This is a genomic window from Peribacillus sp. NPDC046944 (assembly GCF_050272735.1).
Taxonomy (GTDB): Bacteria; Bacillota; Bacilli; order Bacillales; family DSM-1321; genus Peribacillus.
In genome coordinates, this window is the sequence record NZ_JBNNML010000024.1 from 1 (window position 1) to 13,102 (window position 13,102).

At 40.9% G+C, this 13,102-nt stretch carries 13 protein-coding genes, 1 tRNA gene, 1 rRNA gene, 1 other RNA gene and 1 other annotated feature; of the genes, 4 read left to right on the forward strand and 12 right to left on the reverse strand.

Annotated features, from left to right (window positions below; all coding sequences use genetic code 11):
* The 8 genes from ACQKIC_RS20705 to tadA all read right to left on the reverse strand — a co-directional run.
* Positions 1 to 65, reverse strand: a 16S ribosomal RNA gene (locus ACQKIC_RS20705); the annotation flags it as partial.
* A 363-nt stretch (positions 66 to 428) separates the two neighbouring features.
* On the reverse strand, positions 429 to 698 hold the full coding sequence (locus ACQKIC_RS20710) for a pro-sigmaK processing inhibitor BofA family protein (protein WP_402876139.1): 270 nt from the start codon (positions 696 to 698) through the stop codon (positions 429 to 431).
* 102 nt (positions 699 to 800) lie between these two features.
* Positions 801 to 1,019 carry a YaaL family protein gene (locus tag ACQKIC_RS20715; RefSeq protein ID WP_402959830.1) on the reverse strand — a complete coding sequence of 73 codons (219 nt, stop codon included), beginning with the start codon at positions 1,017 to 1,019 and terminating at the stop codon, positions 801 to 803.
* Between the two features lie 20 nt (positions 1,020 to 1,039).
* The gene (gene recR, locus ACQKIC_RS20720; RefSeq protein WP_402876135.1) at positions 1,040 to 1,636 is read right to left on the reverse strand and encodes a recombination mediator RecR; all 597 of its coding nucleotides are present in this window, start codon (positions 1,634 to 1,636) and stop codon (positions 1,040 to 1,042) included.
* A 60-nt stretch (positions 1,637 to 1,696) separates the two neighbouring features.
* Complete coding sequence (locus ACQKIC_RS20725; protein WP_402876141.1) at positions 1,697 to 2,014, reverse strand: YbaB/EbfC family nucleoid-associated protein; 318 nt, start codon at positions 2,012 to 2,014, stop codon at positions 1,697 to 1,699.
* A 21-nt stretch (positions 2,015 to 2,035) separates the two neighbouring features.
* Positions 2,036 to 3,724, reverse strand: coding sequence for a DNA polymerase III subunit gamma/tau (dnaX, locus tag ACQKIC_RS20730; RefSeq protein ID WP_407406871.1), 1,689 nt, complete (start codon positions 3,722 to 3,724; stop codon positions 2,036 to 2,038).
* A 163-nt stretch (positions 3,725 to 3,887) separates the two neighbouring features.
* An RNA gene (gene ffs, locus ACQKIC_RS20735) (signal recognition particle sRNA large type) lies at positions 3,888 to 4,152 on the reverse strand.
* Positions 4,153 to 4,294: 142 nt separating this feature from the next.
* On the reverse strand, positions 4,295 to 4,801 hold the full coding sequence (gene tadA / locus ACQKIC_RS20740; protein ID WP_402992101.1) for a tRNA adenosine(34) deaminase TadA: 507 nt from the start codon (positions 4,799 to 4,801) through the stop codon (positions 4,295 to 4,297).
* 137 nt (positions 4,802 to 4,938) lie between these two features.
* Between tadA and ACQKIC_RS20745 the strand changes: the two genes are divergently transcribed.
* The 3 genes from ACQKIC_RS20745 to ACQKIC_RS20755 all read left to right on the forward strand — a co-directional run bounded on the left by ACQKIC_RS20745 (position 4,939) and on the right by ACQKIC_RS20755 (position 6,949).
* On the forward strand, positions 4,939 to 5,487 hold the full coding sequence (locus ACQKIC_RS20745) for an isochorismatase family cysteine hydrolase (protein ID WP_427592229.1): 549 nt from the start codon (positions 4,939 to 4,941) through the stop codon (positions 5,485 to 5,487).
* Positions 5,488 to 5,640: 153 nt separating this feature from the next.
* Complete coding sequence (locus tag ACQKIC_RS20750) at positions 5,641 to 6,291, forward strand: deoxynucleoside kinase (RefSeq protein ID WP_402876129.1); 651 nt, start codon at positions 5,641 to 5,643, stop codon at positions 6,289 to 6,291.
* Positions 6,278 to 6,949, forward strand: coding sequence for a deoxynucleoside kinase (locus tag ACQKIC_RS20755; protein WP_402876127.1), 672 nt, complete (start codon positions 6,278 to 6,280; stop codon positions 6,947 to 6,949). The genes ACQKIC_RS20750 and ACQKIC_RS20755 overlap by 14 nt, the downstream gene beginning before the upstream one ends.
* Before the next feature lie 121 nt (positions 6,950 to 7,070).
* Here ACQKIC_RS20755 and ACQKIC_RS20760 read toward each other — a convergent pair.
* From ACQKIC_RS20760 to guaB, 4 genes are all read right to left on the reverse strand, one after another.
* A tRNA-Ser gene (locus ACQKIC_RS20760) sits at positions 7,071 to 7,163 on the reverse strand.
* Between the two features lie 129 nt (positions 7,164 to 7,292).
* Positions 7,293 to 8,573, reverse strand: a complete 1,281-nt coding sequence (serS, locus tag ACQKIC_RS20765) for a serine--tRNA ligase (RefSeq protein WP_402992099.1) — start codon at positions 8,571 to 8,573, stop codon at positions 7,293 to 7,295.
* Positions 8,574 to 8,635: 62 nt separating this feature from the next.
* Positions 8,636 to 8,863, reverse strand: a binding site (T-box leader).
* Positions 8,864 to 8,930: 67 nt separating this feature from the next.
* Positions 8,931 to 10,247 carry a D-alanyl-D-alanine carboxypeptidase family protein gene (locus tag ACQKIC_RS20770; protein ID WP_403125398.1) on the reverse strand — a complete coding sequence of 439 codons (1,317 nt, stop codon included), beginning with the start codon at positions 10,245 to 10,247 and terminating at the stop codon, positions 8,931 to 8,933.
* 173 nt (positions 10,248 to 10,420) lie between these two features.
* Positions 10,421 to 11,884: an IMP dehydrogenase gene (guaB, locus tag ACQKIC_RS20775; protein WP_402992095.1), complete on the reverse strand. Its 1,464-nt coding sequence runs from the start codon at positions 11,882 to 11,884 to the stop codon at positions 10,421 to 10,423.
* Positions 11,885 to 11,996: 112 nt separating this feature from the next.
* On the opposite strand from guaB, the gene ACQKIC_RS20780 reads away from it, so the two are divergent.
* Positions 11,997 to 12,962 carry a YaaC family protein gene (locus ACQKIC_RS20780; RefSeq protein WP_402992093.1) on the forward strand — a complete coding sequence of 322 codons (966 nt, stop codon included), beginning with the start codon at positions 11,997 to 11,999 and terminating at the stop codon, positions 12,960 to 12,962.
* The last annotated feature ends 140 nt before the right edge of the window (positions 12,963 to 13,102 follow it).

A 13,102-nucleotide genomic window follows, 5' to 3' on the forward strand; every position in this document is an offset into this window, starting at 1 on the left:
TCGACTTGCATGTATTAGGCACGCCGCCAGCGTTCGTCCTGAGCCAGGATCAAACTCTCCGAAGAAATGTTTGACTTGCTCATTTTGCTTTTTTACAGTGTGTGCTCACTCAAAATTTACGTTGGCGCTTTGTTTTGTTCAGTTTTCAAAGAGCGATTATTCAATCGCTTACCTCGTAAGCGACTTTATTATCTTACCACGCATCCAAGCTCTTGTCAACATTTATTTATGTTGTTTTGTTGATTGAATGTTTATTAATTTGTTTGTCATTGTTGCGACTCCTAATATATTATCAGGTTGTTTTATTTCCGTCAATAGATATTTTACTATTTTATAAAAAATACATGGCTTGCCTCCACTTTCGTTAAATCAATAGAAGCTTCAAGGAGTTTTCCTTGAAGCTTTTTCAACACCTTCCGCTTTCACTTCTATACTATCCAGTATCCGATAGCCGCTAGAGCAGCAACTCCCGGTATCCCAAGCAGTCCAGCAACCGCAGAGGTCACTAAATTGATCGGGACATGAATACCCGCTTGATTACCCAGCATATTAAGGAAGAATAAAAAAGCTGCCCCAATGATGACTTTTATAATGCCTTGTCCTATAAATCGAATGGGTTTCAATGGTGCTCCAATAATTAAAAGAACAAGAATCAAACCGCCAATTACAGCCACAAAAACAATTGGTTCCAATCTCATACCTCCCCACAAGCTTGTATTACACTTATATGTTGGATGATATAGATAAAGAACCGGCCCAAAAAAATGGTTATAAAGGAAACCCCTTATAACCACGGTCTATCATCTTTGTATGCGGACATTTCTTCTTTTCACTTCTCTAAATAAGTAGAAATACTTCACTTCCGCTAACCTCGTTTGTGCGATTACTTCTACAGATGGGTCTACACTTTTTTCAAGTAAGGATTTTTGGTTATGCCAATTCCTTTTCAACTGTTCAAGTTCCCCTATCAACGCCTCATTATATTCGTTTCGAAGCTGTTTTTTTTTACGAAAGAACACGCGGAGTCCTCCAAGCTATCTTATATTTCTCTTCTTCCTTCTATTGCTTTTGATAGAGTCACTTCATCTGCATACTCCAAGTCCCCTCCAACTGGAAGCCCGTGAGCAATCCGCGTCACTTTAATTCCCGATGGTTTAAGCAACCGGGAAATGTACATGGCCGTCGCTTCTCCTTCGATATTAGGATTCGTGGCCAATATGACCTCCTGTACCGTTTCATCTTGAAGTCGCTTCAATAAATCAGGAATATTTATATCTTCCGGACCAATACCGTCCATTGGCGAAATACTGCCATGCAATACATGATACAGGCCATTGAATTCCCTCATCTTTTCCATGGCTATGACATCCTTAGGGTCCTGCACGACACATATCAAGTCCCTATCTCTTCTTTGATCCTCGCAAATATAGCAAGGATCCTGATCCGTTATGTGCCCGCATACTGTGCAGTACATGAGATTTCGCTTTGCATTCACCAACGCTTTCGCAAAATCCAAAACAGTATCTTCTTTCATGCTCAGTACATGAAAGGCTAATCGAGCCGCAGTTTTCGGCCCTATCCCCGGCAATTTCATAAAGCTATCAATAAGCTTGGAAATCGGTTCTGGATAATGCATCAAATTCCTCCTAAAATTTCAAAAGAAACCCCCTTGAAAGGAAGTTTCTTTTAAACTTGCTTAAAACATGCCTGGAAGGTTCATTCCCTTGGTGAATTGTCCCATCGTTTGGCTTGTTAGTTCTTCTGCCTTTTTCAAAGCATCATTGGTAGCAGCCAACACTAGATCTTGCAGCATATCGATATCATCCGGGTCAACGACTTCCGGTTTGATAATGACATCTACGATTTCCTTATGTCCGGTTACAATAACCGTTACCATTCCGCCACCAGCTGTTCCTTCAATCTTCTTTTCACCTAACTCTTCTTGTGCCTCTGCCATTTTCTTTTGCATTTTTTGCATTTGTTTCATCATATTTTGCATATTACCGCCACGCATACCCATTTTTCCTACCTCCAATTATTCTTTAATTTCGAGCAAATCATCTCCGACTAACTTTCTTGCTTCGGCTATGAAAGGGTCTTCTTCTTTTGATTCCGTTTCTTCTGGGCCTTCAAACTGTTGTGTTGAAATAAAATCCTCCCGCAACTTCTGCCACTGACTCTCCGGAACTCCGGCTATCTCCATACGATGACCAGTTAATTGCTGCATGATAGAGGCGATCACTTCTATGAAACGGTTATTTTCCATCGCCATTTGGCAATGAATATCATATTTGAATTTTACCACAAAAGCTTCCGTAGACGCAGCAACAGGTTCCGCTTCCGTCAACAGAGCCGCGAGTGACTTTTGGTTTTGCTGCCCTAACTGTTCAAGCACTTCCCCCCATTTACTCTTTACACCCTGTAAATTAGGTTTCGTAGCTTGCTTCAATACTTGGTTTATCTTTCCCGTCGGCGCCTTGTAAGCCTTTTTCATCGACCGTTGGGGTTTTGCCTGTTCCGCCGGTTTTTCAGAAACAACGGCAGCAATTCCATTTTGCTGTAAATCCATCATTTGTTTTTCCAACGCTTCTATCTTTTGAAGCAATTGTTGGACCTTCCCGTTATCCATTTCATTAGGCTTTTGCTCATTACATAGCTTCACCAGGGAAACTTCCAGGAATATACGGGGATGGTTCGTCCACCTCATATCTTGTTGCGTTTGGTTGAAACTTTCAATAATCGAATAGATCGATTTAGAAGGGATCACTTCTGCCAACTCCTTGAATTGCGGGTCAATCAACACCCTTTCAAAGGATTCTGCAAGAGATGGGGCAGCCTGGAACAGAAGCATGTCACGGAAATAATAAATCATATCTTCAATGAAGCGGGCTGGGTCTTTTCCCATAGCCAATAATTCATCAAGGACTTCAAGAGCCACGGCAACTTCCTTATCGTATATCGCTTTCGCCAATCTACTTAAGAACGATTGAGACACGGAGCCCGTTACCGTTAAAGCATCTTCCACCGATACCGTTTCGGAACTGAATGAAATGGCCTGGTCAAGTAGACTAAGCGCATCACGCATCCCGCCCTCGGCTGCTCTGGCAATGATGTGAAGAGCCTGCTCATCACAGGAAATCCCACTCTCGGCGATGATTTGTGACATCCGTCCGACAATGTCCTGTGGTTGTATTCTTTTAAAATCAAATCGCTGACAGCGGGAAATGATCGTTAATGGAATTTTATGAGGTTCAGTCGTCGCCAATATGAAAATGACGTGCTTTGGTGGTTCTTCCAATGTTTTTAATAAGGCATTAAACGCCCCCTGCGAAAGCATGTGTACCTCATCAATAATATAAACTTTATATGTAACCGCATTCGGTGCATATTTGACCTTATCACGAATGTCACGGATTTCTTCGACGCCATTATTGGATGCTGCATCTATTTCAATAACATCTGATATGGAGCCATCGGTGATTCCGCGGCAAGTAGCACATTCGTTACAGGGTTCACTTGTAGGCGCATGTTCGCAGTTAACTGCTTTTGCAAGTATTTTGGCCGCACTCGTTTTCCCTGTCCCACGCGGTCCCGAGAATAAATAGGCATGGGAAACTTTTTGCCCGACAAGAGCATTCTGCAACGTTTTCGTCACATGCCCCTGTCCAACAACATCAATGAACTGTTGTGGCCGCCACACTCGGTATAATGCCTGATACCCCACGGAAATCCCTCCTTATTTTCTCCATCATTTCTATTATACCGTACTGGTTTCCTTAATTTCAAAATCCATTAAAGAAAAGTGCTTCGATGAACCGAATTACCTTCTTAACGTGCAAAAAAACCCACCCTTTACGAATGAGTTTTTTGATTATGTAAAATAACTGCCGTGCACCTTCCGTCGATTAGCAACCATAAGCGTTACTTAAGCAGTTAGCTCAGCCCAGGCAACCCTGCGGCACATGAGAACTTCCACTTAATGCTGCTTCCTTCCGGACCTGACATGGTTCATGGAGACCCATTGCGCAGGACCCGGGCGTCAACACCACTTACTTAAGGCAGACCCTACAGAATGCTAACCTCGAGAAGGAATTCAACCTCGCTAGAGCGGATTGCGAGTACAGGGCACCGCTACCTCCCCGTCTAGCACGGCAAATGTGAGACCAATATTCATAGCGTCACTACGACGCATATCTTATTATACTAAGGTTATAAAAAAAACGCAAGTGTTGGGCAAGGAATGGCAATGCTCCATTTTTTAGGAGGTGAAAAACTGACTCTTAGTTTCACGTCATTAATTTTCTGTTACCTGGCTTTCTTCCCTTTTCTTTTGCTTCAGCGCTTTCTTTCGATTCCTCAGTTGTTTAAAGAAAGCTGTTAAAATCCCGCCACACTCTTCTTCGAGCACACCGCTCGTAACCTCACATTGATGATTGAACCGCTGATCTTGAAGTAAGTCCATAAAGGTTCCCGCACAGCCTGCTTTTGGATCATGGGCACCAAATACGACCCGTTTCACCCTTGACTGCAGAATTGCGCCAGCACACATCGGGCATGGCTCCAGTGTGACATAAAGCGTCGCCTCTTCAAGTCGCCAACTACCAAGTTCCACACACGCTTCATTGATGGCAAGCAGCTCCGCATGGGCTATCGCGTTTTGGTCCGTTTCCCGCAAATTATGACCTCTCGCAACGATCCGGTCTTCTATAACTATCACGGCCCCAATTGGTACTTCATTCAGTTGGCGCGCTTTCTCAGCTTCACCCAAGGCTACGTTCATATAATATATATCATCTTTCATGAAAAAACCCCCTTTTACTAAGTAGGAGTAAATAGACAAATATAAGACAAAATAAAGGTCAACTACTTATTCTAATGAATAGTACCGTAAGCAGCTACCTGTCGCAAGTAATTTTGCATACTTAAGGAGGATACTACATGAACCGACCTGATTCCCCTTCAATCGCCCTACTGATTATCGATATGATCAATGACTTTAATTTTGATAATGGTGATATGCTCCTTCAACATACTAAAGCTATCATGAAACCGATAATAGAATTAAAAAGATATATGAAAGAAAATGGCTATCCAATCATTTATATTAACGATCACTATAAGTTATGGCAGGCCGATTACAATAAAATCATCGAGACCTGCAAAAATGAAAGAAATGCTAATCTAATAGAAAGAATCAAACCAGAGCAAGATGAGTTCTTCTTAATCAAACCGAAGCATTCCGCTTTTTATGGAACGGCACTGAACACGCTTCTCCATCAACTTCATGTAAAACGTTTAATCCTCACAGGGATTGCCGGTAACATCTGTGTCCTTTTCACAGCCAATGATGCTTATATGAGAGAATATGAATTATGGGTTCCTGAAGATTGTATCGCTTCTGCCTCAAAGGATGATAACTATTATGCACTGACCATGATGAACCACGTCCTTAGAGCTTCTACAAAGAAAAGTTCATTGGATTTTTGAGTATTTCCCTTCGCGCTTACCAGTCATTCTCTACAATTTGGAACCAACAAAATACCACAGAATCCTCCCAGTTGTGTTACAATATCTTTTGGCTGAAAAACATAACAAACTGGAAGTTTCAGTCCGATACCTCATTGAAGGAGGACAGAATGGATGAAAACCATCCCATTTATCACTGTCGAAGGACCAATTGGTGTGGGAAAAACATCACTTGCAAAAGTAATTTCTGATCACTTCAACATTTCTTTATTGAAAGAAATCGTTGATGAAAATCCATTTCTCGGGAAATTTTACGATAATATCGATGAGTGGAGCTTTCAAACAGAGATGTTTTTTCTATGTAACCGTTATAAGCAATTAGAAGATATTGAAACCAAGTTTCTCACCAATGAACAAGCCGTGGTGGCTGATTATCATATATTCAAGAATTTGATTTTTGCAGAACGAACGTTAAAGGACGAACAGTACAATAAATACATTGAAATATTTAATATTTTAACTCGAGACATGCCCAAGCCAAATATGGTCATTTATTTGAATGCTAGTTTAGACACACTCTTAACTCGAATTAGCAAAAGAGGGCGTGAATTCGAAAAAAATATCAGTCCTAGTTACCTACAACAGCTATCCTCAGATTATCAAATATTCATGGAAACGTTCGAACAACAGCACCCAGACATACCCGTCCTCACATTTAATGGGGATGATTTAGACTTCGTCGGGAACAAGAACGATCTAAATATGATGATTAACCAAATAGAGAATGCCCTGCAAAAAGGAGTAGTACCACATGAACTTGCGTAAAAAGTATAATATCCCGAACAATGCTGTCATTACAATAGCCGGTACGGTTGGCGTAGGTAAATCGACGATGACGAACGCCTTGGCGGATGCCCTGCAATTCAGGACATCTTTTGAAAAGGTGGATGCCAACCCTTATCTTGATAAATTCTATGATGATTTTGATCGTTGGAGTTTCCACCTGCAAATCTATTTCCTCGCTGAACGGTTTAAAGAGCAGAAAAAGATTTTCGAGTATGGCGGCGGCTTCATTCAGGACCGATCCATTTATGAAGATACGGGGATTTTTGCGAAAATGCACTATGAAAAAGGCACTATGAATGAAGTGGACTACGAAACGTATACCAGCCTGTTCAACGCCATGGTGCTGACACCTTACTTCCCCCACCCCGATTTGGTCATCTATCTTGAGGGTTCAATCGATGATATCCTTAATCGAATCCAAGTACGTGGACGTCCGATGGAACAGCATACACCGATTGAATATTGGCAGGAAATGCACAATCGTTACGAGGAATGGATCAATCAATTCAATGCCTGTCCGGTCCTTCGTTTAAACATTAATGAATATGATCTTATGCACGATGAAGCTAGCATCGAACCTCTTATAAAACGGATTGCTGAATACATGGAACAAACCCGTTTACTACGTAATAAATAAAGAAAAACCATTGGCGTTGTTGTCAATGGTTTTTTTGTTATATCAGAAAACAAAAATCCCGTTACATTTCTGTAACGGGACAACGATATCCAATTTATGCGCTGTGGTTATTAATAAGTTATGGAGGAGGTAGAGGGATTCGAACCCCCGCGGGATTTGACTCCCCTGTCGGTTTTCAAGACCGATCCCTTCAGCCGAACTTGGGTATACCTCCGTATCAACATTTATTATATTACACCGATTCACAAAAGAAGTCAAGCACTCTTAGAACACTTTTTTAAAATAATTATTAGTGGACCAGATTACCCTTTTCGGGGTCTGGTCCACACTATGATTTTAAACATTATTTTGGCTTGATGACTTCCGCACCACGCATATATGGGCGTAATACTTCAGGGATGATGACCGTGCCGTCTTCCTGTTGATAGTTTTCCAAAAGAGCGGCTACTGTCCGTCCAATGGCAAGACCTGATCCATTCAATGTATGAACGTGTTCCGGTTTGCCTTTCGCCTCACGACGGAAACGGATATTGGCCCGTCTAGCCTGGAATGCCTCAAAGTTACTGCATGATGAGATTTCCCGGTAGGTTCCATAGCTTGGAATCCATACTTCAAGGTCATATTTTTTAGCAGCAGTAAATCCAAGATCACCCGTACACATACTCAGGACTCGATAAGGCAATCCAAGTAATTGAAGAACTTTCTCGGCATGACCTGTAAGCTTTTCTAATTCTGCGTATGAATCTTCCGGCTTCACGAATTTCACTAATTCCACTTTGTTGAATTGATGCTGGCGAATTAACCCGCGTGTATCCCGGCCTGCAGAACCTGCTTCTGAACGGAAAGATGCACTATATGCCGCATAGCTGATTGGCAGATCATCGGCACTCAAGATTTCATCACGATGGAAGTTGGTAACCGGTACTTCCGCAGTAGGAATCAAGAAATAATCCTCGCTTTCAATTCTGAATGCGTCTTCCTCGAACTTAGGCAGCTGTCCTGTACCTGTCATGCTTGCACGATTGACCATATAAGGAGGCAGCATTTCCTCATATCCATGTTCTTCGACATGTAAATCCAGCATAAAGCTAATCAATGCACGTTCCAAACGGGCACCAAGACCTCTATAAAAGACAAAACGACTACCCGTCACTTTCGCAGCTCTTTCGAAGTCCAGTATTCCTAGATCACCAGCCACATCCCAATGGGGCTTAGGTTCGAATGTGAATTCCGGCAATTCACCCCATTTGCGAATTTCCACGTTATCGTCTTCCGTTTCTCCTACTGGAACACTTTCATGTGGAATATTCGGTATAGAAAGGAGCAACTTCGCTAATTGCGCTTCTACTTCACGTAGTTCTTCGTCATACCCCTTTATTTGATCGCCAACCTGACGCATCTCCGTAATCAGTTGGTCTGCATCTTTCTTCTCCCGTTTTAAAATGGCTACCTGTTGAGATACTTCATTTCGTTTACTTTTTAACTTTTCGGTATCCGCAATTAAAGAACGGCGTTTAACATCAAGTTCCTCGAATTTACCTAAATCGGTCAAATCTTCTCCCCTGAATTGCAAAACATTCTTTAACTCTTCAAAGTTATTTCTTACGTATTTCAAGTCCAACATTACATTTCCTCCTTATTTACTGATGATTTTACTCGAGAACGCAAAAAACTCCCGTCCCCTGAAGAAGGGACGAGAGTTAACCCGCGTTGCCACCCTAGTTAAAGGTGTACGAAAAAACACCTTCCACTTATCACGATAACGGCTTTTAGCCGAAAGTAATTACTAACCTAGTAAAGGCGTTCCATACTTTACTCCAGGAGGGATTCATAAGACTCTCACACCGATTTGCACCAGCCACCGGCTCTCTTAAGAAAGAAGCACTTATTACTTTTTCCTGTCATGGTTTTCTCGAAATCAAATTGTTTTCCATAATGTACTATAATTTTACACATTACGCAACCATTTTATACACGAAAATTAAAACCAGCCTTTAACCGTAGAGGCCACACTGCTCCATACATCACCGAAGAATCCACCGATTGCTCGCATTGATAATACGAACCAGTTAGCTTTATCAACAGTTTCAGCAGCCACTAAATCGACTTTCGCTGTATCACTGTTAATAAATCCATAATCTTCACCCTGCTTAGGAGTTACAGCGATATAACCCAGCTTCTCCCCTTTTTTGATTGGGGCCGTTAACTTACCATCTTTATTCAACTTGCTTTTATCAACTACAACTTTAGTATTATATTGATCTTTTTCGCCGTTTTCGACTAGCATTTCAATCGCTTTCTTAGATTGAACTTTAATGCTGTCTTCCTTCCCTTTCACGACAGCCAGGCTCTTGTTACCTTTTACTTCGTAATTAGCAGGAAGGACTTTTTCTTTTTTAAATGTACTGTATGCATAATTCATCAGCTTAGTGCTATCGGCAAAACGTTCGTTTTTAGTAGTGGATTTCATCACTACGGTTATATAACGCTGCCCATCTCGGATGACTGTGCCCGTATGAGCGTAACCAGCGTAGTCTGTAGAACCTGTTTTAAGTCCATCTACACCCTCATATTCAAAAATTAGACCAGGTAACATCCAGTTGAAATTAGAATACTCTTTTCCATCTCGGAACTTCAGCTTAGAAATACTGGCATAATCTAATACTTCCGGATAGTCGTTAATTAGACGATAAGCAAGAAGTGCCGTATCCTTAGCCGTCATGACGTTCTCTTCATCAGCCTTACCAGTAGGGTATTCCCCTAAAAGATCCGAGTTATTTAAACCACTCGCGTTAACGAATTTATAATGCTTCAGTCCTAACTTACCAGCTTTTTCATTCATCAATTTCACGAAATTCTTTTCACTGCCAGAAATTAGCTGCGCAAGAGCTACTGTTGCAGCATTTCCTGAATAGACAGCCATAGCTTGGTATAGTTCCTTAACTGTATAATCTTCCCCTTCAGTTAAGCCAATATTCGACAAGTTCGGTGCCTTTGAAAGATCGTGAACATACTTATTTATTTTAACCTTTTGATCCCAAGTGATTTTCCCATTTTTAATCGCTTCCATGATGATATACTCTGTCATCATTTTTGACATAGAAGCAATGCCTAAAACTTTATCGGCATTCTTTTCATAGACGATTTGCCCTGTTACTCCATCAATGATGATGGCAGCCTCTGCCTTTAAGCCTAAATCAGTTTCAGCTTGAGCCTTCTGTGGTTGATAGGCAAATTGTGACATAACAAGAACAAAGACAAAAGTGAAAACGAGAGTAATCTTGCTGATTTTTTTCAATTTCCAATACCTCCAACTATTAAGCTTATCTCTATAGAATACAAAGAATTCTATGTAATCCCCTTGACACTTTGTCTAGTTTATCACAGAAAAAATAAAAAAAATAGACAGAGTAATCGAAGACCCTGTCTATTTTTACAATAAATTTTTATGACAATCATATGTTAATTTGATTACATAGAGTAATTGGGAGCTTCTTTGGTAATTTGTACATCATGTGGATGACTTTCTCTTAATCCAGCACCCGTCATCTTAACAAACTGAGCATTTTCTCTCAACTCTTCTAATGAACCAGTTCCGCAATAACCCATACCGGACCGGATTCCACCAATTAACTGATAGATGGTTTCTGATAGTGGCCCTTTATAAGGAAGTCTGCCTTCAATTCCTTCTGGCACGAATTTCTTATTATCTTCTTGGAAATACCGATCTTTAGAACCCTTTTCCATAGCAGCAACGGAACCCATTCCCCGATACACTTTGAAACGGCGTCCTTGGAAAATTTCCGTTTCTCCAGGGCTCTCAGTTGTTCCGGCTAACATGCTACCTAGCATAACGGCATGACCACCTGCAGCAAGTGCCTTGACGATATCGCCCGAGTATTTAATTCCTCCATCTGCAATAATCGTTTTACCATGCTTTCTTGCTTCTGTAGCACAATCGTAAACAGCGGTGATTTGTGGGACACCCACACCAGCAACCACCCGAGTAGTACAAATTGAACCTGGTCCGATTCCCACTTTAACAACATCGGCTCCTGCCTCGATTAAAGCTTTCGTTCCTTCGGCAGTGGCAACGTTTCCTGCGATGATTGTTAAATTAGGATAAGCCTCACGGATATCTTTTACTACGTTAAGGACCCCAGCAGAGTGACCATGTGCCGTATCTAGTACAATAGCATCTACTTGAGACTTCACTAGCATTTCTACACGTTTCATTGTGTCTTTTGTTACTCCCACCGCTGCACCTGCAAGTAGTCTACCTTGCTTATCTTTAGCGGAATTAGGAAACTCGATGACTTTTTCAATATCTTTAATAGTAATAAGGCCCTTTAATACGCCTTGATCATTTACAAGAGGTAGTTTTTCAATTTTATACTTTTGAAGAATCTTTTCAGCTTGTTCCAAGTTTGTGCCAACCGGGGCCGTCACAAGATTCTCCACAGTCATTACACTGGAAATTTTCAAGGAGAAATCGGAAATAAATCGCAAGTCACGGTTTGTAATGATACCAACGAGCTTTTGTTCCTCTTCATTATTAACGACAGGAACACCTGAGATCCGGTATTTACCCATTAAATGCTCTGCGTCAAACACTTGATGATCGGGCGTCAAGAAAAATGGATCCGTAATGACACCACTTTCTGACCGTTTTACTTTATCAACCAGTTCAGCTTGAGCCTCAATCGACATATTTTTATGAATGATACCTAATCCACCTTGACGGGCCATCGCAATTGCCATTTCAGCTTCTGTTACGGTATCCATTCCTGCACTGATGATAGGAAGGTTAAGCCTTAAATTTTCTGCTAGATTGACCTGAAGATTAACATCTTTCGGTAAAACCTCTGATTTTGCCGGTATTAATAGGACATCATCAAAAGTTAAACCCTCTTTTGCAAATTTATTTTCCCACATTTTTTTCCCCTCCTACTTAAAAATATTATTTGTAGGTTATCAATTGGTTATACTACTGTCAAGATAAGAATGAAATGTTTGATTATTCTATTAATTAAAAGGAGTACTCATTATGCCTGAAAACAATGATAATTTCGATAAATTCACCCCCTTTTTTTCGGCTACTTCTTCTCAACTTTTTTTACAAAAACGTTATACGCAAGGAAAAATAGAAGATGCCGAAAAAAAAAGTTATGAAAACTGTTACCCATTCATTTACTATATTGAGCACTCTAAAATCTACTATAACCAATCAGCCAAAGCACCTCTTTGCATACAACCAATCTTATCCTTTTATGGGTTTACCCATTTATTAAAAGCCTGCCTCCTTACCGTTAATCCTAACTATCCGGAGTCTACCTCTTTACTTGCCCATGGAGTCACGACAAGGAAAAGAAAAAAACAGCAATATGATTTTTTAAAGGATGAAGTAAAAACACAGAAGAATGGACTTTTCACTTCGGTTGCCGAAAACTTATTCCATATTAAACATTTGGAAGGGGAGAAGTTTTCGATGGAATCCTTATTGGCAGAAATTCCTGAATTGCAATCGATTGCGTGGACCCATTCCAAAACAAATTTCATCACGCCCGTTTATATCCATGATGGTTTTGAACTACCTTCTTCTATACTCGATAGCTACCAAATGACGGCCGACCGTTTCTTCGAATTCATGAAGGGTAAAACGAAAGAAGTAACTGACTTGAAAGAGATGAAGGGGAAGCTATCATTAAAAGTAGATGGGCCACTCGATATGAATGGGCCATCTCCTATGCGATTCAATATGGAGGCTGAACTTTTTATGCTATCACTCAATAAGAATTCATCGGCTTTTTCACTACCTGAACTCCTGATTCATTATTTAATCTCATACAACCTTAGTATAATAGCTCGTTATGAAACAGAATGGTGGGCAGAACTCCTGAAAACGATGCCGAATGATGATTACCCCTCTATTGTACAGTTCCTTAAAATAAGCCAAGCCAAGATACCTTTGTTAGTCTTCGAATGGCTTAAACCTGGAAGTCTTGGTCGGTGAAATTCCTGAAAGATCATAAGTCACTAGGGGCATACACCCCTTTTTTGCACACAAAAAAAGGCCAAGCCTAATGGCTGACCTTTGAAATGGCTTGGCGGCGTCCTACTCTCACAGGGGGAAACCCCCAACTACCATCGGCG

Excerpts from the sequence above, each read along its gene's own strand:
- ACQKIC_RS20710 (WP_402876139.1), bottom strand. The coding sequence starts at position 698 with ATGAGATTGGAACCAATTGTTTTTGTGGCTGTAATTGGCGGTTTGATT.
- recR (WP_402876135.1), bottom strand. The coding sequence starts at position 1,636 with ATGCATTATCCAGAACCGATTTCCAAGCTTATTGATAGCTTTATGAAA.
- ACQKIC_RS20725 (WP_402876141.1), bottom strand. The coding sequence starts at position 2,014 with ATGCGTGGCGGTAATATGCAAAATATGATGAAACAAATGCAAAAAATG.
- tadA (WP_402992101.1), bottom strand. The coding sequence starts at position 4,801 with ATGAAAGATGATATATATTATATGAACGTAGCCTTGGGTGAAGCTGAG.
- ACQKIC_RS20745 (WP_427592229.1), top strand. The coding sequence starts at position 4,939 with ATGAACCGACCTGATTCCCCTTCAATCGCCCTACTGATTATCGATATG.
- ACQKIC_RS20750 (WP_402876129.1), top strand. The coding sequence starts at position 5,641 with ATGAAAACCATCCCATTTATCACTGTCGAAGGACCAATTGGTGTGGGA.
- ACQKIC_RS20755 (WP_402876127.1), top strand. The coding sequence starts at position 6,278 with ATGAACTTGCGTAAAAAGTATAATATCCCGAACAATGCTGTCATTACA.
- serS (WP_402992099.1), bottom strand. The coding sequence starts at position 8,573 with ATGTTGGACTTGAAATACGTAAGAAATAACTTTGAAGAGTTAAAGAAT.
- guaB (WP_402992095.1), bottom strand. The coding sequence starts at position 11,884 with ATGTGGGAAAATAAATTTGCAAAAGAGGGTTTAACTTTTGATGATGTC.
- ACQKIC_RS20780 (WP_402992093.1), top strand. The coding sequence starts at position 11,997 with ATGCCTGAAAACAATGATAATTTCGATAAATTCACCCCCTTTTTTTCG.